Below are 24,781 nucleotides of genomic sequence, written 5' to 3'. Positions count from 1 at the left end.
ACAGGACGAGAGAGGAGGTTGGCTGAAATGCCTCAAATGGGATTTTACGTTAACGTTGCCGAATGTATTGGTTGTAAAACATGTGTGATTGCATGTAAGGATAAAAGTAATTTAGAAGTTGGCCGGAATTTTCGACGGGTATATGATTTTCAGGGAAGGAACGTTTCCTAATGTATCTATGTACCATTTATCGATATCCTGCAATCATTGTGATGAACCGGGATGTGTGAAGGGGTGCCCTACGGGTGCAGCTTATAAGCGTACAGAGGATGGTGTTGTCTTAATCGACCAAGAAAAATGTATGGGCTGCCGCTATTGCGAATGGAACTGTCCATATGGTGCACCGCAATACAACAAAGAGCTCGGGATGATGACGAAATGTGATACATGTATTGATTTAAGGAATAAGGGTGAGGAACCGGTTTGTGTAACCTCATGTCCGATGCGGGCGATTGAGTTTGATGAGATTGACAAGCTCCGTGCGAAATACGGGAAAAATGCGGACATTAAAGGGATGCCAAGCTCATCTATCACAAAACCAAACCTCGTGCTTACTTCATTAGGTCAATCAAATTAAAGGAGGGGAAGAAAAATGCATGAATGGGCTTTATTAATATTTACGATCGCTATCCCAGCTGCGGTTGGCGGAATCTTGTTCCTATGGTTTATCAATGGGAAAATGATTGATGGCGGCGCAAATTCTATTAAAGTAATGAAAGTACCACTTTTAGTCATTGCCTGTTTAGCGATTGTTGGTTTATTTGGGGCTTTCTTTCATCTTGGCAAACCGATCCATGCCCTTAACGCCATCAGAGGCTTTGGCCGGTCATGGATGAGCAATGAAATTGTTGTAACAGGTGTATTCATCGCGTTAGCGTGTGTAACAGCAGGTCTTGCGGTTGTTCAGAAGAAAATCAATCCGGTGCTTATGTTGATCACCGGTCTGGTTGGGATGATTGATATTTATTGCATGGCATCAGCCTATACTGTTACTCGTGTTAACGGCTGGAATCATCTGAATACGTATTTTGTCTTTTATGGTACAGCCTTTTCCTTGGGGCCAATTCTTGGGGCAAGCCTACTGGCAAAATCTCTTAAGGGTGAAGCAATCCTAAAAGCAATCAAATGGGCATTCACGTTTAGTATCATTGGGATTGCCGTTCAATTAATTGGTTCCGCTATGTTCAATGCGTATATACCTGAAATACAGACAATTGCGGGGGAAACAGCTGCACATAAAATGGTGCCATATTCCGGCATGATTGGAGTTCGCTGGGTGATTGAAATTGCCGGGCTCGTGCTGCTGGCCTATCTATCACTTAAGAATAAATTGAATTACGCCTTCATCTATGCTGCGCTGATCTTCTTTGTAATTGCTGAGGGCATGAGCAGATATGTGTTTTACGTATTAGGATCATAAGAGATATCGTGGAGGCAGCCTGCTTCTGCCTGTGAAAATAATCGGGGGTGAAGTTAGTGGGATTTGTTGATAAGTGGGTGGAAAGTCTTGCATATGATTTTGAAATTTTACCATCGGCTTGTGTGCGCCATATAAGCCCCCGATCTACTTGTGAAAAATGTTTGACCGCCTGTCTGGAAGATGCGATTACCTTTTCAGAAGGAAAACTGGTAATTGATAATCAGAAGTGCACCTCATGCGGAAAATGCCTGGCAGCCTGTCCCGTTCAAGCGGTTGCCGGCATATTACCAAAGCAATCTTTTTTTCAAAAAAAATTAATCGCCATGACTAATGTGGATCCGCCGCCTTTGAAGGAATTGTTGATTTACCATGCTAAAGGAGTCACCACGATTGCCTGTGAAGAAAAAGAGTTTAGCCAGGCATGGACGGATTCGCTGGAAGAAGTTCATTCAGTGTTAGATCAGCTGGGGAAGAAACCTTTTATGATCGAGAAGGAAATAGTTCTTGAAAACTCATATTCAAGAAGAGAATTATTTTCACTTTGGAAGAAAGAAAGTCAGTCATTTGTTAGACAAGTGACCCCGGCTAAATGGCGTTTTAATCATATGGATTTAGATGTAAATCGATACTATCCAGACTATCAATTTTTTGATGTGACCATTGCTCCCGAGAAGTGTACGCTTTGTAAGGCGTGCGAAGTGACCTGTCCTAAAACCTGCTTTAACTTGGGTGAGAATGATTTCACTATAAATCTTCAATCCTGTTCCGGCTGTATGATTTGTCAGGACCTATGCCCTGAAAATGCTGTTAGTGTAACTAGATTACTGGCAACAGCTATTTCGAAAAGCTTAGATGTGTATCAGAAAACGTGCAGCTTATGCAAAAATAGCTTTCAAACTTTACATGACCATGATGAAAAATGTCCGGTTTGTGCAAGTCGGAAGGATGGTTACTTAAGTAGCCAAACATGTTAAAAATGAAAAGAGATGATTTAATATGTTATCAAATATCGGAATACCAGGTTTAATTATTGTTTTAGTCCTGGCTCTGATCATATTCGGCCCTAAGAAACTACCGGAACTAGGAAGAGCCGTTGGTCAATCTTTAAAAGAATTCAAAACATCCACTAAAGGATTGATGGATGAGGAAAAAGAAGAAAAAATGTAATCCAATAAGAAAACAATCAGCACCACGAAAGGATTTTGTGGTGCTTTTTTGTGTTTCCTGATATCAGATTCCTTTTCTATTCTTACAAAAAGTACTATATTGTTTAATATGGATTGGACAAACTAAGAGTCGATTGTTTGTTTGATCAACAAAGGAGAAATGTATATGTTAAATGAAATTTTATCCACTTTTTCATCTATGTTAGATTGGCATATGTGGGCTGAGGTATTATCCTCACCAAAGGCCTGGGGGATGATTTTATCTTTAGCCGTGCTGGAATGTATTTTATCAGCTGATAATGCCCTAGTGTTATCGGCCTTTGTAAAACCATTACCAAAAGAGCAGCAGAAGAAAGCATTAGTCTATGGACTTTGGGGAGCGTATGTATTTCGTTTTATCTTCATTGGACTTGGAACGTTCTTAATAAAACTTTGGTTTATTAAGTTAATTGGTGCGTTATATTTGCTTTGGCTTTCCGTTAAGTTCTTTATCGAAAAATATAAACATAATGAGAATGATGATGAGGAAACAAAACATCAGCCAACGGGTTGGTTAACGAAAACGTTCGGATTCTTCTGGGCAACTGTTATTAGTGTCGAGTTAATGGACTTAGCGTTTTCTGTGGATAGTATTCTCACTGCCTTAGCTGTATCGGAAGAAGTTTGGGTTATCTTGCTTGGCGGGATGATTGGAATTTTGTTAATGCGGGGAGTGGCAACATTTTTCATTAGTTTGATGAACAGGGTCCCAGAACTTGAAACGACGGCATATGTTTTGATTACATTTATTGCGGTTAAGATGGGACTCACGCTTGTGAATATTCATATTGCGAATGAAATATTTATTATTGTAATGGTCATGGCGTTTGTGATTACTTTTATTATCCATGCCGTTCGGAAGTCAAAAACTGAAAAATATTCTCATTAATAAGGTTTAACAATAGATGGCAAAGAAGGAAGGGGAATCCTATGCTTAAATTAGGCATAATCGGACTTGGGGATATTGCGCAAAAGGCGTATCTGCCTGTCTACAGTAAAATAAGAGATGTGGAATTTCATTTATACACAAGAAACAAAGAGAAGCTGGAGTCCATTGGCAGTCAATACCGTTTTGAAAATCTGCATACAAGTCTTGAATCATTACTAGACAGTGGGATAAAGGGGGCATTTATTCATTCGTCCACGTCTTCACATGAAGAAATAGTCCAAGCATTGTTACAGAACAATATCCATGTGTTTGTGGATAAACCGATCACGGATCATTATGAGGGTGCTAAAAAGCTTGTTGAACTTGCAGAGGAGAAGGGTTTAATTCTCATGACCGGTTTTAATAGAAGATATGCCCCTTCTTACACGAAACTGAAAGAAGTTGCCGACCCAAATATGGTGGTTGTCCAGAAAAATAGGAAAGGTCTGCCCGGTGAACCGAGAACCTTCATTTATGACGATTTCATTCATGTTGTCGATACAATGAGATATTTATTTCCGTACCCAATTGAGGAGCTAATCGTAAATGGGAGAATGGAAGGCGACAAGCTCTACCACGTAGTCGTTCAATTTATTTCAAACGGAGCAACAGCAATAGGGATTATGAATAGGGATAATGGAACAAGCGAGGAAGTTACCGAAGTCATGGGGCCTTTGGAAAAAAGAACGGTTTATAATGTGTCGAAGTTAGTGATTTCGAAAGATATGGAAACGACCGAAGTTCGCGGCAGTGATTGGGAACCTACCCTTATTAAACGTGGATTCCACCAACTCGTTACAGATTTTATCGATGCACTCGGAACACACAGTAAACCAAGATTCTCGTCATTAGATGCACTGGAAACCCATGAAATCTGTGAAAAGATAATCGAAGAGTTAGCAAAAGGTATGGAAATATAACAAAGCTACCCTCCACCAAAGGAGAAGCCTTCTTTGATAGACAATTTTACCCATAAAAAATGTTTGTATTTGCATCTTGAAATATTACTGATTAGTGGTATGATAAGGTTATACGTTATATATTGATCACATGTTACTGATACGATCAGGCATGGTGGTAAAAATGAATGGATCTTTATGTCCATTTATTTGTACCTCCATGTCTTTTTTTGTTGTTTTTTTTACATCTTTTGGGAACCATAAACAAAAAAGTAAAGGGGTAATTGTAATGAAGTTTAATTTTTTTAAAAAAGAGCCAGTTGAATTTTATACACCAGTCAATGGGAAGATTGTTTCTCTTGAGGAAGTTCCCGATCCTGTTTTCAGTCAAAAAATGATGGGCGATGGGATTGCCGTGATGCCAACAAGCGGGGATATTGTTTCTCCTGTAAAGGGGACAGTTATTCTCGTTGCAGCCACTAAGCATGCAGTTGGCCTTCGTGCCGAGGATGGTTCAGAAATCCTTATTCATGTCGGTTTAGAAACCGTAGCTTTAGACGGTAAGGGCTTTAACGTTGCCGTTAATGAAGGGGACAAAGTTTCTGCGGGACAACTCCTAATTGAAGTGGATTGGGAATATATTAGTACAAATGCAAAAAGCACAATCACACCGGTTGTTATTACCAACAGTGAAGATGGTAAAAAGCAATATACATTTACTGAGGAAAAGGAAGGCACTGCCGGTAAGACGGTTTTATTTACAGCTGCTGCAAAGTAATTTATCAGAAGTGAAGGGCTGCCACAATTTTCAGCAGCGCTTCACTTTTTATAAAAAATTTGCCTTTAAGGAGGTGAGTGACAAAATAGTAAAACGGATTCCAGGCTGCTACTCGTCATGCTGTAATTTCAGAAATTATTTATTTTATTGTTAGCTCGTTTGGCGTTTAGTAGTAGTTTAGTAGTTGTTAAGAGTAGTTTGACAAAAATTTATAGGGGGTAAAAAAATGAAAAAGTATTTTCAAAAGCTGGGAAGTTCGTTAATGTTACCGGTTGCGATTTTACCAGCTGCGGCCCTTTTATTGGGTATTGGTTATTGGATTGATCCTACGGGCTGGGGAGCAGATAGTCCGTTAGCCGCCTTCTTAATAAAAGCAGGGGGATCAATCATCGACAATATCCCAATCCTTTTTGCAGTTGGTGTGGCGCTGGGGATGGCAAAAGAAAAAGATGGTTCAGCAGCGCTAAGTGGTTTGGTTGCCTATCTAGTCGTAACAACCCTGCTTTCAACTGGATCGGTTGCATTGCTGCAAGGAATTGATCCAGCAAAGGTAGACCCAGCATTTGCAAAAATCGGCAATGCCTTTATCGGTATTCTTTCAGGTATTGTTGCTTCGATGATGTACAATCGCTTCAGTCATGTAAAGTTGCCAGATGCATTTGCTTTCTTTAGCGGAAAACGTTTAGTACCTATTATGACAGCGGTTGCAATGTTAGTGGTTTCTGGAGTGTTGTTCTTTGTTTGGCCAGTCATCTATACTGCACTAGTATCATTTGGTAAAACGATTAGTGATTTAGGTGCTGTTGGCGCAGGTCTTTACGGCTTCTTCAACCGACTTTTAATTCCAACGGGATTACACCATGCGTTAAACTCCGTGTTCTGGTTTGACGTTGCCGGAATTAACGATATTGGGAACTTCTTATCTGGTAAGGGTGAAAAAGGAGTCACAGGCATGTATCAAGCAGGCTTCTTCCCAGTTATGATGTTTGGGTTACCTGCAGCAGCATTAGCAATGGTTCATACAGCAAAAACAAAAAAGAGAAAACAAGTAGCTTCCTTAATGCTTGCAGCAGGCTTTGCATCCTTCTTAACAGGGGTTACAGAACCAATTGAGTTTGCGTTCATGTTCTTAGCACCAATGCTGTATCTTGTTCATGCCGTTTTAACGGGTCTTTCATTGGCAATTGCAGCCGCATTCCATTGGACAGCAGGCTTTGCTTTTAGTGGAGGATTTATTGACTTTTTCTTAAGTCTAAGAAATCCAATGGCAAATCAGCCGTTTTGGTTGATTGTTCAAGGTTTAGTGTTTGCAGTTATTTACTACTTCTTGTTCCGTTTCATCATTAAAAAGTTCGACTTAAAGACTCCTGGCCGTGAAGATGATGATGAAGATGCTGAAGAAGTTTCTCTTGCTAAGGGAGAAAGCAAATTTGCTGCGATGGCAGCTCAAATCTATGAAGGCTTAGGCGGCGACGCAAACGTAATGGCTGTTGACAACTGTGTCACTCGTCTAAGAATGGAAGTAAAGGACATGAAAGCTGTCGACCAAAAGAAAATTAAAGCAACAGGCGTACCTGGAATCAATATCGTCGGTCCGCAAAGCATTCAAGTCATTGTCGGAACAAATGTACAATTTGTGGCTGATGAGATTGTGAAAATCCGAAAGAAAAAATAATAATAGCAGACAAAAACGCTTGGACACTCTTTTTCAGAGCCCAAGCGTTTTTTATCGTTTTCGCAGTCTTTCGATGTGAAGTGTTAAGTATCCAAGTTCATGCTCTGGCAGATGGATTTCGTGATTTAGTGAAAGGTCTTTGGCAACCTTTTTTGCACATTTGTAGGCAATGGGGAATTTATTAGTGATCATTTTCAGCATCTCATCATCGATTGTATTTGGTTCACCATTACTGATTCTTGAAATAGCAAAGCGGAGATGGGTCATTAGGCGCTGGTATGAAAGATCGTCTTCAACTATTTCAATATGTAAATAATCCTTAATCGTTTGCACCATATCTCCAATGATGGCCGTTTGTCGAAGCGTCTGTTTCATGTCCCCGCCATTTAAATTAGCGGTGTGAAGATGGAGGGCGATAAAGGCTGCTTCATCCACAGGCATCTTAATGGCCGTCTTTTTCTCAATATGCCGAAGCGCCCACATGCCGATATCAAATTCCTTTTTATATAGAATTTTGATTTCATTAAGTAGTTTATTCTTAAGATTGATTCCATCCCGCACTCGTTCAATGGCAAAGGATAAGTGATCGGTCAGGGCAATGTGAATATGCTCGTTTAATTTGCTGCCAAGGGATTCTTCGGCGTAGGTAATAATCTCTTCTGAAAGTGCAAAATGTTCTTCAGGTATTTGTAAAAGCAGCTGCTGGAATTTCTCATTTTCCTTCATGACAAACAGCTTTTCAATTTTGCTGGGGTTCACGATGTCATTTTTCTTTTTCTGAAAAGCAATCCCTGCACCAATGGCAATTTTTTCTTCATTATGATCTGTAACAACAACGGCGTTGTTATTTAATATTTTTTTGATTTTCACTGATCCACCTCCCGGCTCTTTCTTTCTAGAAATAAAGAATTGATGTTGTCCTTATGAGTACTAGCCAAATCATTCTTCTATTGTATATAAATTTCGACATTATACCACTTTTTCCTCCTTATCAAGCGGATAATCGCAAAAAGGGGATGCGGTTGTGGATTTAATGTCTTTTTTTCACAAAATGGTTTAATCTAGTATGGTATTACTTCTGTTTTAAATATAATTGTATAGGTGTAAGTGATGAAAGAACATTATTATGATAAATTATTGAACATCAAAACAAAGGGAGACCACCATGGGGGGGCCTCCCAAAATAAGTCCTTGCATTATCATCCGTATGAGCCGACGCCTTATAGTGCACTGGAGGAGCTATTTCGTCATTATGAAGTGAAAAGCAGTGACCGGGTAGTGGATTATGGCTGCGGGAAAGGGCGGTTAAATTTTTATCTCCACTATTTTTTTCATGTGTCTGTAGTGGGAATCGAAATGAATGAGCTTCTTTATCAGGCCGCTGTTGAAAATCTTGGCAGTTATGCACGGAAAACGAAAAAAGGGCCTGAGCAAATTCAGTTTCATTGCTGCTTAGCAGAGGAGTATGAGATTAATCCAAGGGATAATCGCTTTTATTTCTTTAACCCGTTTTCAATTCAAGTGTTTAGGAAGATAGTCAACCATATTTTGCTGTCGGTGGAGAACGTGGAACGGGAGATTGAGCTGGTGTTATACTATCCATCCGAGGATTATATTTATTTTCTCGAAAACCAGACTTTGTTTGTATTAAAAGGAGAGGTCATCCTGCCGGATTTGTATGAACATGACCCGAATGAACGGTTTTTAATATATCGGCTGGAATATTAGGGGGAGGAGCGAGGACTTTTTTATGTACCATCGATTATGGAGTGCTGCTAATATTGTGTTGATTGTTGTCTCGATTGTGTATATATGGTTTTTCCGACCGCATGACAGCACATTAATTGTAACAGGACAGGTACTGGCTCAGGCAGCGGTGTTTCTCTTTTTAATCAATATTAATATGTATTTCATCTTTTTGGTCATTCGGAGAACAACCATTCGGAAGGTGAAGATTCGGCTTGCAAAGTTTTCCCGGTACTTAATGAAATGGCATATTAAGATTGCACTGCTTGGTACTACAGTTATTATCGGACACGCGTTAATTAATATTTACGAATTTGGAGCAATGCTGGGCTATGGACATGGAAAGTTGCTGAGCGGCTACCTGGCAATCGTGCTGCTGGGTATAACACTGATTGCCGGCCTCTTGAGACACAAAAAAGCCTCTGGCTTCCGCCGCAAATTCCACCTCATCACCGCCATGACTCTTCCTCGCGGCCTTCCTGTTACACATGTTTCTGCTAATATAATAGTGTTATTGGTGTTATTGGTGTCAGGCACCATTCGTGGACAGTGTCCGTGTGGCGTGGACAATTGAGTTTGTTTTGTTGTTAGAGGGGGGATTGGTATGGAGAGTATTACGGTTGTTTCGCTTTTGGATGTGATTAGTGAGTTGTTTTCGGAGGAGATTTCGATCGCGGTTTCGAATACGAAGGAATATATTTATTATCGGCCGAGTAAGCGGATTGATTTGAAAATCACCCCTGGTGACTCGTTGAAGGAAGGGACGATTGCCTATAAGGCAATTCATTCGAAACAAAAAATTTCTGAGTTTATTAATCGTGAACTGTTTGGAGTTCCCTATCATGGAATGGCGGTGCCGTTTTTTCACGAAGGGAAACTGGAAGGCTGTGTGACGGCGATTTTCCCGGCACTGACAAGCGGGAAGTTAGTAGTGACAATAAAAACCGGAGACGGTTGGGTGCCGCTGCCCTTCGCACAGGTAATTTATTTAGAGGCGAAGGATAAAAAGACATATGTTCATACTAAAGTTCACAGCGGCACACATAAATATTCTCTCCAAGAATTTGAGTTCTTGCTGCCCAAAGATTATTTCATCCGCTGCCATCGTTCGTTTATTGTGAACGTCAATCATATTAAGGAGATCTTCCCTGATTCTCATTCAACTTTTATCCTATCGATGGATAACGGCGACCGAGTGCCTGTAAGTCAATCTTATTCCAGTTATTTTCGCAGACTGCTAGGATTTTAGAAATATTCTGTTTAAGACGGCGGAAATGCTGTTTTATCTGAATTTTCCGTAATGTATCTCTGAAACCTCTAGTTGATAAACTTTATCGGTTAAAATTATCTTAAAATTTCACTAGGGGAGTGGGATGACAGATGGATAATAAATTAGAACGGATTCGGGATCAGCGTCTTTGGGATCGGGTAGTAACTCCAGAAGAGGCAGCATCGTGGATTGAAGATGGGATGACATTGGGGTTAAGCGGATTTACACGTGCCGGTGATGTTAAAGCAGTTCCATTTGCGTTAGTGAAACGAGCTGAGACAGAAGTTTTTAAAGTTAATGTGTATACGGGAGCTTCTTTAGGCTCAGATGTGGATAAGTTGTTTGCGGAGGCTGGAATTCTTGGAAAGAGACTTCCGTTCCAGGCGGACCCGACGATGCGAAGTAAAATCAATAATGGCGAAATGCTGTTTGTTGACCAGCACTTGTCACACACGGCTGAGTTGGTAAGAGCAGGTGTAATGGATCCTGTCGATTTCGCGATTTTGGAAGCGTTCTCAGTTACAGAAGATGGGATGGTGATTCCAACCACCTCGGTTGGGAACTCCTTATCGTTTGCTTTAAATGCAAAATCACTCATTATTGAAATCAATTTAGCACACCAAGTTAATCTTGAAGGATTACATGATTTATACGACCCTGGAAAGCAGGGGGAGAGAGACCCAATTCCGTTGAAAAAGGCAGATGACAGAATGGGGACGATTGGAATTCCAGTTGATATCGAGAGGGTAAGAGGGATTGTGTTCACGAATCAGCTTGATTCGCCATCAACGATTGTTCCGCCTGATGAAGAGACCGTAATTATGGCGAATCACTTGATTGAGTTTTTACGGACCGAGGTGAAGGCCGGACGGTTGACGGAGCGCCTTGCCCCACTCCAGTCGGGAATTGGTTCGGTAGCAAATGCTGTTCTGCATGGCATGCTCAAGTCAGAGTTTAAGGACTTAGAGGTTTATTCTGAGGTATTGCAAGATGCGGTGTTTGATTTAATCGATGCCGGCAAGGTTCGATTCGCGTCCTGCTGTTCCATTACCCTTTCTGATGAAAAAATGAAAGAGGTATACGGGAACTTTGAAAAATACCGCGACCAATTAATTATGCGGCCGCAGGAGATTTCCAATCATCCGGAAATCATCCGCCGCCTCGGCTTAATCTCGATTAATACGGCGCTGGAATTAGATATCTATGGGAATGTCAATTCTACCCATGTATCGGGAACGAAAATGATGAATGGTATCGGCGGTTCAGGTGATTTTGCCCGCAATGCCCGCTTAGCGATTTTTGTGACGAAATCAATTGCCAAGGGCGGGAAGATTTCGAGTATTGTCCCATTTGTTTCACATGTGGATCATACTGAGCATGATGTGGACGTCATTGTCACGGAGCAGGGGTATGCCGATTTACGCGGCTTGGCACCGCGGCAGCGGGTAGAATTGATTATCGAACGTTGTGCACATCCTATGTATCGTGAACAGCTTCGTGAATATTATCAAGAAGCCCTTACGCGAGGAGGGCAAACCCCGCATGTGCTGGAGAAGGCATTTTCGTGGCACACAAATTTTGCTGCAAACGGAACCATGCTGCAGCCAGTGCGAGAAACCGTTTAACCTGATTAAACTGTATCCCTGCAGCCGTTACCAAATAAAATCAATAAACAAACAAAAGCAGCGCTTTGATCCATCGAATCAAAGCGTTTTTCCTTTTTCCTGAGAATCAATTGTTGTATATTTATGGGAGAAATAGTAATAAGGGTGTCAGGCACCATTAGCACTATGAAGGAGATAGTAATGGAAGATAAAAGACTGGTTATGGATGGAAGTACACGAATTGATACGCTGGATTATTTGCGGGGGTTTGCGTTATTGGGGATTATTTTGGTGAATGTGCTCCCGCTACTGTCCGTGAAGCTGCCATCACCCCATACGATGGAGGCCTCTTATTGGAGATTTTTATATTTATTTGTGGAAGGGCGCTTTTATACAATTTTCACCTTTTTATTTGGGGTTGGATTTTATATTTTTATCACACGGGCCAATATAAAAGGAAGAAACGGTTATATTTTATTCCTGAGGCGAATGGCTGCGTTATTTATTATCGGTTTAGTCCATGTTCAGTTTCATCCAGGGGAGGCCTTAACGGTTTATGCCATATGCGGCTTATTTATTTTGCCGTTTTACAAAGCGAATAAAGTGGTAAATCTTGTGTTCGGAACCGTGATGTTAATTGTTTTAGGGTTCTTCTCCTTTAAACTGTTTATGGTGATTCCGCTGATGTTATTAGGAATCGCCGCTGGACAATTTCAAGTGTTTGAACGGCTTTCTAAAATACGCAATAAGGTAATCCTTTTTACCAGTATCATGTTTGCTTTAAGTGTTCCCGGCCTGATTTATCAATATCAATTTGCGCCTGCCAGCATTGGATATGGCTCAGAGGCGGATTTACAGGCGGTACAGCGCTTCTTAAGCATCGGAATTACAATTGGTCCGGTTATCTCAGCCTTTTATGTCGGACTCCTAGTTTTCCTGTTGCAATCTTCCTTTTTTCAAAAGGTATTATCCCCCCTGAAAAGCTATGGAAGAATGGCATTGACTAATTATATTTCGCAGACAGCTTTACTGTTTCTAGCTGGTAATACGCTAAATTTATTTAATAAAATAACTTATATCCAATCCCTTTACCTGTGTATAACGATTTATATCATCCAGCTCTTTTTCAGTGTGATGTGGCTCCGCTTCTTCCGATATGGTCCGGTGGAATGGATATGGAGAATAGTAACCTATTTTGAAATCCCGCCGCTTAGAAAACAAACATAATAATATATGCCACGTTATTAGGGTAAAAAGGGTGTCAGGCACCATGTGAATTTTTCACATGGTGCCTGACACCCTTTTTTCTTTATCCAACGTATCTAGATTCTTGTGGAATTTTCCCCAAAAGGGTACAAACCTAGAGCCTGTCTTATGCTCGGCACATATAAATAAAGTACATAGAAACAAGAGAGACAAATGGAAGGGGGGACAGGAGCGGACGAACTGTTAGGGGAGTGAATGCCGCATCATGATGACATCATGAATTATGAGCATTTGAGAGGAGATCATTATGCAATTTCAACCAATGGTGTGGATGACCATTTTCTCGTTTGTGGCCACACTGATTTTTATCCTTTGGAGACCGCGCGGAATGAACGAGGCGATTCCCGCCACAATTGGCGCGGTTCTTGTTTTTATCAGCGGAAGTGTTACGCTGGCCGACCTTGGTATCATCACGGAAACCATCAGCGGTGCCGCCATCACCATTATCGCCACGATTGTCATGGCCATCGTCTTAGAAAGCTTTGGCTTCTTTAACTGGGTGGCTGAGAAACTCGCCGCCAAAGCAAAAGGGTCCGGTATACGGCTTTTCTGGTACGTTAACCTATTATGTTTTCTCATGACGCTTTTTTTCAATAATGATGGAAGTATTTTAATCACGACACCGATTCTAGTAATGCTGCTAAATAATATGGGCCTTAAAAACCATCAAAAAATCCCGTATTTATTATCGGGGGGCTTAATTGCCACTGCTTCAAGTGCCCCAATTGGCGTTAGTAATATCGTTAACTTAATCGCGTTGAAAATCGTCGATATGAGCCTGTATATGCATACAGCGATGATGTTTGTTCCAGCAACACTCGGGCTTCTGCTGTTGGTCTATCTGCTGTTCCTTCGCTTTAAAAAAGTATTGCCGAAAACCGTTCCGATAAATGTTAAGGGACTAACTAAATCATCCTATCACCCGCTAAAGCCTGAAACAAAACATTCTTCTGAAAAAGACCGTTCCAGGTTCATGCGTAATGTCCTGCTATTTGTTTTTGCTGTTCGTGTCAGCCTTTTTGTCGCATCGTATTTTGCTATCCCAGTTTCACTTATGGCGGTAATCGGTTCCCTTATTCTATTGGGGTGGAGATGGGCGTATCTCAAAATTCCCCCAACTGATATGCTGAAAAAAACTCCTTGGTATATACTCGTTTTTGCTTTTAGTATGTATGTGATTATTTACGGATTGAATAATATCGGTTTAACGGACTGGCTGATTGCCTTTATGGAGCCAATGGTATCCGGAAGCCTGCTTCATGCAAGTGTGATGATGGGCGGACTCCTATCCATCCTCTCTAATATTTTCAACAATCACCCGGCACTCATGGTTGGAACGCTGACGTTGACCCATATGGGACTAGACACGTTGACTCTGAAGGTAGCCTATTTAGCGAACGTCATTGGCAGTGACATGGGATCCTTACTTCTCCCGATGGGTACACTTGCTACACTGATGTGGATGCATATCGTTCGAAAAGGAAAAATCATGATCACGTGGTGGGAATACGTAAAAATCACCTTCGTGGTTATACCTCCAGCAACATTGTTTACGCTAGTAGTTTTATATTATTGGGTTTCATGGCTCTTTGGCGGGGCACTACAATAACAAGGGTTAAAAGATGAAGGAGAAATGAATATGAATGAGTTTGGCGATTTAATGAGGAAAAATATTGAAATTGAAATTTCAGGCGGGAATTTTTACTCAGGCATTCTTGTTGATGCTGGATTGGACATCATTGTTTTATATGTGGGGAGAACGGGGAACTTCTACTATATTCCGTCCATTCATATTCAGCGGATGAAAGAAACGAAAATCGAGGAAAACAGCACCTATTATGAACTACCCACTGAAAAGCCGCTTGAAACGGATTCACAGGCGATTTCGTTTCGGAGAATGCTGAACAATGCAAAGGGAAGATTTGTTGAGGTATATGTAACAGGGAATAAGTCGATCCACGGCTATTTAACAAGTATCATGAATGACTATTTTGTTTTTTACTCGTCGGTATATAAAACCGTATTTATTTCAATGAACCATGTGAAATGGCTAATCCCATATCCGGAAAATGCAACGCCGTATTCCTTGGACCATCAATCTCTCCCTGTTCATTCAATGAAGATTCCATTGGCAAGAAGCTTCGATGAGCAATGTAAAAAGTTGGAGAATCAGCTGGTTGTCATCGATGGCGGGGATAGCAGTGAAAAAATAGGTTTGCTGCAGAAGGCCGTGAATAGAAGGTTATCGTTAATCACAGCAGGAAGAGAGACCGTGTATCGGAATTTAGAGCATGTGAAGACCATCTATCTGGCGAATTAAATCTGAAGGGTGAGCAGAGTGTTAAGAAAAAGAAAACAAAAAAATAATCCACACTTGTTTGGCTGACAAAGGATGGATTATTCTTTCAATCTCTGACAATATTTATTTGGCCGTGGTGTTAAGGGACCACGGTCCTCTTTTAGGTGATATTCTATTATTAAAATATGTTTTTCCCGAAAACAATGTTCATGTATTTTTGAGGTGCATTCAATTATTTTTCAATTTTTACATCATGTTCCTTCGCCAGTTTGGTTAGCTTACTTTTATAATCGCGGATATGCGTGCGGGCTTCCGCCAGCATGTCGTTGGCTTCCTGGATTAGACCCGCATCCTGTTCTTCTAAGGCCTGTTTTATTTTAGCAAAGGCATTAAACTGGATGTCTGCGCCCTTAATATAAATCTCGTGAATTTCTTTTACCTCATCCGTTTCAATGTTGGCCGAGTCCAACTCCTTAATAAATTCATTATACGTTGGAATCACCTCGTTTAGCAGGACATCGTAGAGGGTTTGGTCATCCTGATAATTTGCACCGGTCACACTTTCGTAGGCAGAAACAGCCTCAACTTCCAATTTCGCTGCATTCTTCATTTCTTTATTTACATAGTTTAGTAAGTCATCCTGTACAGGATCGCTAAGACATCCCGACAATAAAAAGATGAGCGGTAAGACTAAAACCAATAGGTATTTTTTCACTCCATTCACCTCCTATTGCCCAATTTATGTGGTGTAGGAAGTCCATTATGTATTGGAAAAATATATTTTTCATTTTTTGGAATCTGCTTTTCTAATTGATAAAAGTTCTCATTTACCGTTGACAATGTATTTTACTTTGTTATAATCAAAATTGTAAGTTAATGATAATGATTTTCAATCTCATCTATAAAAACTACATTTTATTGGGGTCAGTCATGAAGAAACGATATTTACTATTGGGATTATTGATTTTATCTGCCGGTTCATTGTTTGTTGGGGTTAGCAGTCTTTCACCAATGGATCTACTAGACTTTCAATCTGAAGAAACACAAATATTCCTGATCAGCCGGGTGCCGCGGCTTGTGGCGATTCTACTGGCAGGAGCGGGAATGAGCATTGCCGGTTTGATCATGCAGCAGCTTAGCCGCAATAAATTTGTCTCGCCGACAACGGCAGGAACCCTGGATGCGACTCGTCTGGGAATCCTTGTTTCAATGTTGCTATTTGCCAACGCTTCAATGCTCGAAAAAATGGCCATTGCCTTTGTATTCGCGCTTGGCGGAACGTTTTTGTTTATGCAAATTCTCGATCGAATCAAGTTCAAGGATGCCATTTTCATTCCTCTTGTCGGGCTGATGTTTGGGAATATCTTATCCTCTGTCACGACATTTTTTGCCTATCGGGCAGATGTGATTCAAAATATGTCGGCGTGGCTTCAAGGTGATTTTTCGATGATCATGAAAGGGCGGTATGAACTCTTATACATAAGTATTCCGATATTAGTTATTGCCTATTTCTATGCCAACCGCTTTACCGTAGCCGGGATGGGGGAGGATTTTTCGAAAAATTTAGGTCTTGCATACAGCAGGGTCGTTAACATAGGGCTTGTGCTTGTTGCATTAATTACGGCAACGGTCGTGTTAACGGTTGGGATGATCCCGTTCCTAGGTTTGATTATTCCGAATATCATCTCGATTTCTAAAGGAGATCATCTGCAAAAAACCTTGCCGCATACAGCTCTTCTGGGAGCGAACTTTCTGCTGGTTTGCGATATTTTAGGCCGGGTGATTATTTTCCCGTATGAAATTTCAATCAGTCTCATGGTTGGCGTCATCGGCAGCGGGATTTTCCTCTATCTTCTATTTAGGAGGAAGGCTTATGCGTAACTCGATGAAAATGGTCAGTCTCGCTTTAGTTGCTGCCGTGTGCTGTGTGCTTTACTTATTACATGATCTAAATGGCAGTTTTGATTATGCCTTACCAAGACGGGCGGTAAAGGTGATTGCCATGGTGATTACTGGGTTTACGGTTGCCTATGCAACGGTTGTCTTCCAAACGATTACCCATAACCGCATTTTAACGCCTAGCATCATGGGATTAGATGCATTGTATTTACTGTTGCAAACGGTGATTATTTTCTTTTTAGGCTCAAGCCACTTGATTGTGGTAAATAAACAGATGAACTTTTTACTTTCTGTTGTTGTGATGATTGTGTTTGCCCTTTTTCTTTCTCGCTTTTTATTTAAAAAAGGCGGCCAGTCGGTCTACTTTTTATTACTGGTCGGCATCATCGTCGGTACATTTTTCTCAAGTATCTCGACCTTTTTTCAGGTGCTGATTGATCCAAATGAGTTTCAGATTGTTCAAGACCGGATGTTTGCCAGTTTTAACAATATTAATTCGGATTTGGTGTGGCTTGCTCTTGTCATCGTTGCGTTAGTGGTTGTCTATGCGTGGCGCTATATTAAGTATCTTGATGTGTTATCGCTTGGCCGCGAGATGGCAATCAATCTCGGTGTTCCATACGATTTAATCGTGAAACAAATGCTGGTGATTGCAGCCATTTTCATTTCCATTTCTACGGCACTTGTTGGACCAATAACCTTTTTTGGCTTAATTGTCGCTAATCTATCGTATCAGTTTTTTAAAACATACAAACATAAGGTGCTAATCAGCGGTGCGGTAATTATGAGTATCATTGCACTTGTCGGCGGGCAATGGGTGGTTGAAAGGGTGTTTACTTTTTCGACAACACTAAGTGTCATCATTAATTTTGTTGGCGGTGTTTATTTCATCTATTTACTATTGAAGGAGAGGAAAACGGCATGATTCAGGTAAAGTCAGTATCGAAGTTTTACGGGAAGAAGTCGGTTGTGGATGATGTAACAGTAACGATTAAACCTGGAAAAATTACTTCTTTTATTGGGCCAAACGGTGCTGGTAAATCCACTCTCTTGTCGATGGTCAGCCGTCTGCTTGATGCTGATACGGGAGAAGTGCTTGTCGACAAGGCGGATGTAAGGAAAATGAAATCGAATGATTTCGCCAAACGTGTGTCGATTTTGAAGCAGTCAAATTTCATGAATGTCCGCCTTACGATACGCGAGCTTGTTTCGTTTGGCCGGTTTCCTTATTCTAAAGGCCGGTTAACCGAAGAGGATGAACGGATTGTCGGGCAATCGCTTGAGTATATGCATTTAACGGATATACAGGGCAGCTATTTAGACGAACTATCAGGCGGTCAGAGGCAGCGGGCCTTTATCGCGATGGTCATTGCCCAAGATACTGAGTACATCCTGCTTGATGAACCGCTGAATAATTTGGATATGAAGCATTCAGTTCAGATTATGAAGATTTTGCGCCGGTTAGTAGATGAGCTCGGAAAAACGGTTGTGATTGTCCTTCACGATATTAACTTTGCCTCCGTTTATTCGGACCGAATTGTGGCGATGAAGGATGGCAGGGTTGTGAAGGATGGGCCGACTGAGGAGATCATTCAGTCGGAAGCTTTGAGTGAAATTTACGATATGGATATTCCCATTCAGGAGATGAACAACTGCAGGATCTGTGTGTATTTTAATTCATGATGTAAAGGAGAGAATGGCAGATGTTTAAAAAATGGAGTTTTCTAGGATTAGTTTTTACTATGTTCTTGGTTTTAGCTGCATGTGGAGGGGAATCAAAAGAGGAGGGCAAAGCGAAAACGGCATCTTCCAATAAGGTAGTAACGGAAGAGAAGATGACAATCAAGCATCAATATGGTGAAGCCATTGTGGAAAAAAACCCGAAGAAAGTAGTTGTGTTTGATTTTGGTGTATTAGATACCCTAGATGAGTTAGGTATAGTAGTTACGGGAGTCCCGCAAGCAACCGTTCCCTCCTATTTGGAGAAATATGCAGATAAAAAATACACCAATGTCGGTAGTCTAAAGGAGCCAGATTTTGAAGCGATTCACGCGCTGAAGCCAGATGTTATTTTTATCTCTACACGCCAGGCAGAATTATATGATCAATTTGCAGAGATTGCACCAACCGTATATATTGGACTTGATTATGGCAATTACATGGATTCTTTTGAAAAAAATATGAATCTAATTGGCGAAATTTTTGGAAAAGAAGACAAAGTAGCGAGTGAATTAAAAAATATTGAGTCCAGTGTCGAAAAATTAAACAAGAAAGCATCTGCACTTGATCAAAAAGGATTAATTGTCTTAGCGAATGAAGGAAAAGTAAGTGCCTATGGCCCAAGCTCCCGTTTTGGACTCATTCACGATGTGTTTGGTTTCGGCGCGGCAGATAAGAATATTGAAGTCTCCACACACGGACAGAGTATTACGTTTGAATACATTAGAGAGAAGAATCCGGATGTCCTGTTCGTCATTGACCGCGCGACCGCTGTCGGCGGCGAAGTTGGCGCGAAGGAAATCGTAGAAAATGAGCTAGTAAAGAAAACCGAAGCTTATAAAAATGATAAGATCGTCTACCTCGATGCAGACTCATGGTACCTAAGCGGCGGCGGCTTAAAATCCGTAAAAACAATGGCAAAAGAAATAGAAGAAGCATTATAAAAAATAGAAAATTAGCACCACAGAAACGCTTAAGCTACTCCCAGGGCTCAAGCGTTTTTACCTTTTACCAAACGTGTCCTCCTAACGTGTCCTCCTGGAGTGGAAAGTGTCTTTTAATGGTGCCTGACACCCTTTTAAAAAATTTTCTTTCTTTCGCCCAAAAATTCTGTAAAATGGAGATTGATAGTACTTTTGATGTGTTTGGAGAGATTTCTATGGCGAAGTGTTTCCCGATTTTTAGAAAAGAAAATGAATCTGTGGTCTATAATCCCGATGAATTAATTGACCTTTTTCTTGATTGTACGGCCGATGGAATCTGTATCGTCGATATGGAGAATCGGTTTATTCGCATCAATCAAATGTATACCAAGATTTTTGGCTATACCGAAGAGGATATTTTAGGGAGAACATTCTTAGAATTTCCCAATCCAGTGGAAGTGGTACAAATAGTAGAAGCAGTGAAACTAGGAAAAGCCTTCCATAATATGAATACACAACGTAATCATAAAAATGGAAATCGGATAGATATAGCAGTCTCCTATTCTCCTTTTAGAAATTCAATGGGAGAGATTATTGCTATTATCGCTATCTATCGTGATATTTCAGAGAGTGAAAATATTAAAAGGGAATTAAAAAGAACCCGTGAATTGTATCGCTTAATTACCGAAAATACCGCAGATATGATCAAACTTTATTCAATGGACAAGAAGATTGTCTATGCCTCCCCTTCACATGAAAAAGGAATTGGATATAAGCCGGAGCAATTAATCGGTAAAACCGTCTATGACCTTATTTTACCAGAGGAAAAGGAGCACTTTGATCGTATTTGCAATGCAATGATTGAAACAGGTGAGTCTCAGTTGTTTCAGATAAAAATAAGAACTGGGAGAAATGAAGTAATTGATTCTGAGACTACTATTTCTCCTATTTATAGTGAGCAGGGCGAGGTCGAATCCTTTGTGGCGGTTGGCAGAAATATTACGGACAGGATAAAAAATGATGATGTACTCCGAAATTTAGACCGGCTTTCCATCATCGGTCAATTAGCTGCTGGAGTCGCCCATGAAATTCGAAACCCATTAACTTCATTAAAAGGGTTTTCCAAACTTATGAAAAATACCAGTAATAAAGAAAAGCAAGACGACTATTTATCAATTATCACGAATGAATTGGATCGAATCGATATGATTGTCAATGAATTTATGTCACTCGCCAAACCACAAGCCATTCAATTTGAGCGGGAAAGCCTGGGTTCAATCTTGGAAAGCACAGTGAAAATACTTCATCCACAGGCATTGCTGCATAATGTGCAAATCATCAACCATTGCATTTCAAACGAGATTGAATTACTATGCAACCCAAACCAAATGAAACAGGTTTTTGTGAATTTTCTGAAAAATGCTATTGAATCTATGCCAAATGGTGGAACAGTCCATATCGATGTCCTGAAACAAGAAGGAAAGAAGGTACTCATTCGTTTTTCTGATGAAGGTATTGGGATTGATTCGGAACTGATGGGCTATTTGGGAACACCATTTTATACAACGAAAGATAAAGGAATCGGGCTTGGCCTAACCGTCAGCAACAAAATCATCCAAGAACATAACGGCACCATGAAAGTAGAAAGCGAGTTCGGTAAAGGCACCACCGTAAATGTCGAATTAAAGTATATCTAATATGGCTAACGTAATAAGGGTGTCAGGCACCACCTATGGACCATTTGTCCTTTGTGGTGCCTGACACCCTTATTTGGTGTACCTGTTCGCATAGCTTGAGGCGACGAAGGCATTCGGTTTGATTTTCGGTTCTACTCCCATGGATTCCATTCGTGTGACCATTTCTTTGACGAATTCACTTGTCTTGTTTCGTTTGCCTGACCCGATATCGATATGTCCCTCCATTGTGAAGGTTGCTCCTTGGTAAATATGAGGGAGGACGATTGCTATTAATTCATTTTTCCTTTCCTCGGTAAACATAGATACGATTTCCTCGGTTAAGGACAATTCTAGTGAGATTCGCTCATGTAACTGTGTCATCCTCCTTGGCACGCTCAACTTTCTTATGCATGCCCATACACCGTTTCCTTCATTTTGAATCACAATGCCAGTGATAAAAATAGTCTGTGTTCTATGAACCTGTGAATCTGTGCCCACCATTAGGCGATAATTCCCTTTAGGGTCACTGTTCATGAATGCAACAATCCGTTCAAATACCTGCTCGAACGAAAGCCCATTCTCCTGCAGATTTTGAAACGAATGGGGATAATCCGGGGAATTCTTCATAAATAAGCACCACATCTTTCCCTTCTATTTGAAAAAGGTAAATCGCAATTCTTATTGCTATCTTATGGAAAGTAGTTTGTAGTCGTGCAGCCATTGAAACGATAAGTCCGCTAATAAAAGTGTAAAGGGTGTAAAGGGTGTCAGGCACCGTCCGTGGACAAATGTTTTTTTGTGGTGCCTGACACCCTTTATTCTATTTCTAATGTGATAATGTGGAGTTTTATTCATGAAATGACTTTTTGTGGACTTATTGGTCCTTTTTTCCTGGTCAGGTTTCTTTTTGTTGTTGATTCCGGGAGAAAGGATGGATGGTATTTTAATAGTTTTGCTATTAAAATAAGTAAAAATGCATCAAAATGGGTGAAAATTCAAATTTATTATCGGGGGTTAAGGATGAAGAAGAAGAAGATTGCAGGCCTTTTAGCTGTTAGTTTACTTACCACTGTGCCATGGACTGTCGGGTTTGCTGAGGGACCAAAATGGACAAATGTTAATGTATATGAAGAGCAGGATGGTAGTAAGTTTAATAGTGAAAACTATGACTTTGTAAAATTCTCACAAATTGGCTCTAAGTTGAAAGACATTGAAAAACAATCTAACCGTGTAAAGGTTGAGGTTCGAGGTACGTCTGCAGATGGTCATCCTCTTTATGTTGTGACGATTGCTGATCCTGGGGCACAGGGGAAGTTTGGTAAAATCCAATCACTTAGAAAACAAATGTTTAAAAACCCTGGCAAAGCTCAGGATTGGATTGCTAACAATCCAGACTTTAAAGTGCCTATTATGATTAATGGTTCCATTCATGGCACGGAATTTGCTGGATCTGATGCCATTCTCCAGTTAATTGAACGCTTCGCAACCGAAAATGATCAAGAGACCAAGAATATTTTGGAGAATAATATACTTATTTTTAACGTCGTTCAAAACCCTGATGGACGTGTGGATGCCACCCGTTTTAACGGGGAAGGAATTGACTTGAATCGTGACTTCATCACCCAGTCCCAGCCAGAAACGAAAGAAACCGTTGGGCTTATTAAAGAATGGAACCCGATGGTATTCCTTGATACGCATGGATATGTGAAAAATTATGGGCCAAACCTACAGGGATTAATCGAGCCATGTACACCGCCGCATAATCCGAACTACGAGTATGATTTATATAACAAGTGGGCTTATCAGCAGGCAGAAGCAATGGAAGCCCAAATAATGAAAGAAAAGGGTCAATTCTCGGATAGCAGCCTATATCAAAATATGGAAGGAGTCTACGTTCCACAGCGTGATGACGCTGATGGATGGGATGATTATCCGCCAATCTTCACCCCGATGTACGCGATGTACCATGGTGCATATGGACATACCTTAGAAACGCCAACGAATGATTGGAATGGCGTCCGCTGGATGTATAACGCTATTATGGGTGCGCTTAATTTCGCGACGGAGAACAAGCAGGCAATGATTACTGACCAAATTGAAATGTTTAAACGCGGGATTAATTTTGATCATCCATTCCACAAGGATGGCTTCTTCCCGAAAGCCTATATCCTTCCAGTCGATGAAAAAGACCCTACTGTCACGCATAAAGCGGTCAATCATTTAATGAATAATGACATTGATGTGGTTCAAGCGCCGAAAGCATTTGTTGTCGATGGAAAAACATATCCTAAAGGAACGTTCATCGTAAAGATGGACCAGGCAAAGGCTGGATTAGCGAACACGATGCTTTGGGACGGGGAAGACATCTCAAACGATACGGCTGCGATGTATGATATTTCAGCATGGAGCTTGCCGGAGCTTTGGGGCTTTGAAGCAATACCGACACAAAGTTCTGTCGACGTGATAACAACAAAGGTCAACAACATTAATGAACAAGGTTCAGTTAAGGGCAAAGGTCCATACCTGATTCCGAACAGTTCTGTCAAATCTATCGAGCTAGTAAATACGCTGCTTCAACAAGGTGTAGCTGTTAAACGTGATACAAAAGGTGATTTTTACACAGAAGCAGCAGCCAATACGATCTCAGCAGCTGTAAAAACATCTGGTTTGCAGGTGGAAAGCACGGCTAAAGTGCCGGTGGATGCGGTTGCCTTATCGACCTTAAAAGTAGCGATTTTAAAGGACGGCGGAATGGGGAAAGTTCAGTCCCATAGCGGTACAAAGCTAGCCTTGAAGCGACTTGGCTTTGATGTAACCGAAGTGACACCGATTGAAGTGGCGGAAAACGGTCTTACTGGTTTTGATGCCTTTGTTTATAGCGGCACGGCTAGCTTGATAACCTCAAACTTAAGTGCTGCCAACAAGGAATTTGGTTTACAAGACAGGGCACAAGAAGCTAAGTTGAAAGCGAACATTACAGACTTTATTGCCCACGGCGGCAAATATATTGGAGTCGGGTCAAGTGCATCCCAGGCTACGAAAACTCTCGGACTAACGGATGATACCATAAATACAGGCGGGTCCAACAGTAACGGAATTGTGAAGGTCAACTATGAAGGGACCGGTTTAACTGCCGGCTATGGTCAGGATGATCTAGGGTTTGTCTACCGCCCAACATGGTATACGAATACTGGAAATGATAAAGTAGTCGCAACCTATGCAAACAGTAACGATTTCTTTGTGGCCGGCCATTGGAGAAATAACAGTGGTGCGAAAGGGCAGGCTGTTATGGTTAAAGAGCAGGATAAAGATGTGACATTGATTGGTTTAGAAGCAGGCTTCCGTGACCATACGGATTACTTATTCAGACTATTATCCAATGCGATTTTTGAAAAATAAGAACGATGAAAAAGCCTAGTTCAGTGATGGACTGGGCTTCTTTATATAAATTTTTATAGTAAAAAAAAGAGTTGA

At 40.9% G+C, this 24,781-nt stretch carries 23 protein-coding genes and 1 pseudogene; 21 read left to right on the top strand and 3 right to left on the bottom strand.

All coding sequences use genetic code 11. The features are described 5' to 3' along the window. Positions 1-27 precede the first annotated feature (27 nt). From ACO1D1_RS07170 to nagE, 8 genes and pseudogenes are all read left to right on the top strand, one after another. A pseudogene (locus ACO1D1_RS07170) lies at positions 28-577 on the top strand (DMSO/selenate family reductase complex B subunit). Positions 578-592: 15 nt separating this feature from the next. Further along, on the top strand, positions 593-1,420 hold the full coding sequence (locus ACO1D1_RS07165) for a dimethyl sulfoxide reductase anchor subunit family protein (protein ID WP_423335414.1): 828 nt from the start codon (positions 593-595) through the stop codon (positions 1,418-1,420). A gap of 56 nt (positions 1,421-1,476) precedes the next feature. Next, the gene (locus ACO1D1_RS07160; RefSeq protein WP_423335413.1) at positions 1,477-2,394 is read left to right on the top strand and encodes a 4Fe-4S dicluster domain-containing protein; all 918 of its coding nucleotides are present in this window, start codon (positions 1,477-1,479) and stop codon (positions 2,392-2,394) included. A gap of 22 nt (positions 2,395-2,416) precedes the next feature. Next, positions 2,417-2,587, top strand: a complete 171-nt coding sequence (locus tag ACO1D1_RS07155; protein ID WP_423335412.1) for a twin-arginine translocase TatA/TatE family subunit — start codon at positions 2,417-2,419, stop codon at positions 2,585-2,587. A 159-nt stretch (positions 2,588-2,746) separates the two neighbouring features. Further along, positions 2,747-3,514 carry a TerC family protein gene (locus ACO1D1_RS07150; RefSeq protein ID WP_423335411.1) on the top strand — a complete coding sequence of 256 codons (768 nt, stop codon included), beginning with the start codon at positions 2,747-2,749 and terminating at the stop codon, positions 3,512-3,514. 41 nt (positions 3,515-3,555) lie between these two features. Further along, positions 3,556-4,473, top strand: coding sequence for a Gfo/Idh/MocA family protein (locus tag ACO1D1_RS07145; protein ID WP_149868469.1), 918 nt, complete (start codon positions 3,556-3,558; stop codon positions 4,471-4,473). 268 nt (positions 4,474-4,741) lie between these two features. Further along, positions 4,742-5,230 carry a PTS sugar transporter subunit IIA gene (locus tag ACO1D1_RS07140; RefSeq protein WP_223820872.1) on the top strand — a complete coding sequence of 163 codons (489 nt, stop codon included), beginning with the start codon at positions 4,742-4,744 and terminating at the stop codon, positions 5,228-5,230. Positions 5,231-5,456: 226 nt separating this feature from the next. Beyond that, the gene (gene nagE / locus ACO1D1_RS07135) at positions 5,457-6,905 is read left to right on the top strand and encodes an N-acetylglucosamine-specific PTS transporter subunit IIBC (RefSeq protein ID WP_423335410.1); all 1,449 of its coding nucleotides are present in this window, start codon (positions 5,457-5,459) and stop codon (positions 6,903-6,905) included. Positions 6,906-6,956: 51 nt separating this feature from the next. Here nagE and ACO1D1_RS07130 read toward each other — a convergent pair whose 3' ends face one another. Beyond that, positions 6,957-7,775 (bottom strand): PRD domain-containing protein, encoded by an 819-nt coding sequence (locus ACO1D1_RS07130; protein ID WP_423335409.1) that lies wholly within the window; start codon positions 7,773-7,775, stop codon positions 6,957-6,959. 240 nt (positions 7,776-8,015) lie between these two features. Between ACO1D1_RS07130 and ACO1D1_RS07125 the strand changes: the two genes are divergently transcribed. The 7 genes from ACO1D1_RS07125 to ACO1D1_RS07095 all read left to right on the top strand — a co-directional run bounded on the left by ACO1D1_RS07125 (position 8,016) and on the right by ACO1D1_RS07095 (position 15,111). Beyond that, complete coding sequence (locus ACO1D1_RS07125; RefSeq protein ID WP_149868473.1) at positions 8,016-8,633, top strand: methyltransferase; 618 nt, start codon at positions 8,016-8,018, stop codon at positions 8,631-8,633. Between the two features lie 22 nt (positions 8,634-8,655). After that, positions 8,656-9,225 carry a hypothetical protein gene (locus ACO1D1_RS07120; protein WP_423335408.1) on the top strand — a complete coding sequence of 190 codons (570 nt, stop codon included), beginning with the start codon at positions 8,656-8,658 and terminating at the stop codon, positions 9,223-9,225. A 30-nt stretch (positions 9,226-9,255) separates the two neighbouring features. Continuing rightward, on the top strand, positions 9,256-9,900 hold the full coding sequence (locus ACO1D1_RS07115) for a LytTR family DNA-binding domain-containing protein (protein ID WP_149868475.1): 645 nt from the start codon (positions 9,256-9,258) through the stop codon (positions 9,898-9,900). Positions 9,901-10,031: 131 nt separating this feature from the next. Next, positions 10,032-11,546 carry an acetyl-CoA hydrolase/transferase family protein gene (locus ACO1D1_RS07110; RefSeq protein ID WP_423335407.1) on the top strand — a complete coding sequence of 505 codons (1,515 nt, stop codon included), beginning with the start codon at positions 10,032-10,034 and terminating at the stop codon, positions 11,544-11,546. A 180-nt stretch (positions 11,547-11,726) separates the two neighbouring features. Next, entirely contained in the window at positions 11,727-12,752 is a 1,026-nt protein-coding gene (locus ACO1D1_RS07105) for a DUF418 domain-containing protein (protein WP_423335406.1), read from the top strand. 286 nt (positions 12,753-13,038) lie between these two features. Next, a complete protein-coding gene (locus ACO1D1_RS07100) occupies positions 13,039-14,400 on the top strand; it encodes an arsenic transporter (protein WP_423335405.1) in 1,362 nt (453 codons plus the stop codon). Positions 14,401-14,430: 30 nt separating this feature from the next. Further along, positions 14,431-15,111 carry a DUF2642 domain-containing protein gene (locus tag ACO1D1_RS07095; RefSeq protein WP_149868478.1) on the top strand — a complete coding sequence of 227 codons (681 nt, stop codon included), beginning with the start codon at positions 14,431-14,433 and terminating at the stop codon, positions 15,109-15,111. Between the two features lie 211 nt (positions 15,112-15,322). Here the strand turns inward: ACO1D1_RS07095 and ACO1D1_RS07090 are convergent, their stop codons facing one another. Beyond that, positions 15,323-15,805: a hypothetical protein gene (locus ACO1D1_RS07090; RefSeq protein WP_423335404.1), complete on the bottom strand. Its 483-nt coding sequence runs from the start codon at positions 15,803-15,805 to the stop codon at positions 15,323-15,325. Between the two features lie 215 nt (positions 15,806-16,020). Here ACO1D1_RS07090 and ACO1D1_RS07085 point away from each other — a divergent pair, with 215 nt between their 5' ends. The 5 genes from ACO1D1_RS07085 (at position 16,021) to ACO1D1_RS07065 (ending at position 21,328) form a co-directional block, all read left to right on the top strand. Beyond that, positions 16,021-16,971 carry an ABC transporter permease gene (locus tag ACO1D1_RS07085; RefSeq protein ID WP_149868480.1) on the top strand — a complete coding sequence of 317 codons (951 nt, stop codon included), beginning with the start codon at positions 16,021-16,023 and terminating at the stop codon, positions 16,969-16,971. After that, on the top strand, positions 16,964-17,914 hold the full coding sequence (locus tag ACO1D1_RS07080; protein ID WP_149868481.1) for an iron chelate uptake ABC transporter family permease subunit: 951 nt from the start codon (positions 16,964-16,966) through the stop codon (positions 17,912-17,914). Before ACO1D1_RS07085 ends, ACO1D1_RS07080 begins: the two co-directional genes overlap by 8 nt. Then, positions 17,911-18,672: an ABC transporter ATP-binding protein gene (locus ACO1D1_RS07075; protein ID WP_423335403.1), complete on the top strand. Its 762-nt coding sequence runs from the start codon at positions 17,911-17,913 to the stop codon at positions 18,670-18,672. The genes ACO1D1_RS07080 and ACO1D1_RS07075 overlap by 4 nt, the downstream gene beginning before the upstream one ends. Before the next feature lie 20 nt (positions 18,673-18,692). After that, positions 18,693-19,652 carry a siderophore ABC transporter substrate-binding protein gene (locus ACO1D1_RS07070; protein WP_149868483.1) on the top strand — a complete coding sequence of 320 codons (960 nt, stop codon included), beginning with the start codon at positions 18,693-18,695 and terminating at the stop codon, positions 19,650-19,652. A gap of 215 nt (positions 19,653-19,867) precedes the next feature. Beyond that, a complete protein-coding gene (locus ACO1D1_RS07065) occupies positions 19,868-21,328 on the top strand; it encodes a PAS domain-containing sensor histidine kinase (RefSeq protein ID WP_423335402.1) in 1,461 nt (486 codons plus the stop codon). 69 nt (positions 21,329-21,397) lie between these two features. On the opposite strand, the gene ACO1D1_RS07060 is transcribed toward ACO1D1_RS07065, so the two are convergent. Then, entirely contained in the window at positions 21,398-21,934 is a 537-nt protein-coding gene (locus ACO1D1_RS07060) for a ribonuclease H-like YkuK family protein (protein ID WP_149868485.1), read from the bottom strand. A gap of 393 nt (positions 21,935-22,327) precedes the next feature. Here ACO1D1_RS07060 and ACO1D1_RS07055 point away from each other — a divergent pair, with 393 nt between their 5' ends. Next, positions 22,328-24,706 (top strand): M14 family zinc carboxypeptidase, encoded by a 2,379-nt coding sequence (locus ACO1D1_RS07055; RefSeq protein ID WP_423335401.1) that lies wholly within the window; start codon positions 22,328-22,330, stop codon positions 24,704-24,706. Positions 24,707-24,781 lie beyond the last annotated feature (75 nt).

Origin of the sequence: Neobacillus sp. 19, from assembly GCF_049463095.1 — a bacterium.
GTDB lineage: Bacteria > Bacillota > Bacilli > Bacillales > Cytobacillaceae > Neobacillus.
This window is presented reverse-complemented; position numbering and strand designations above follow the sequence as displayed.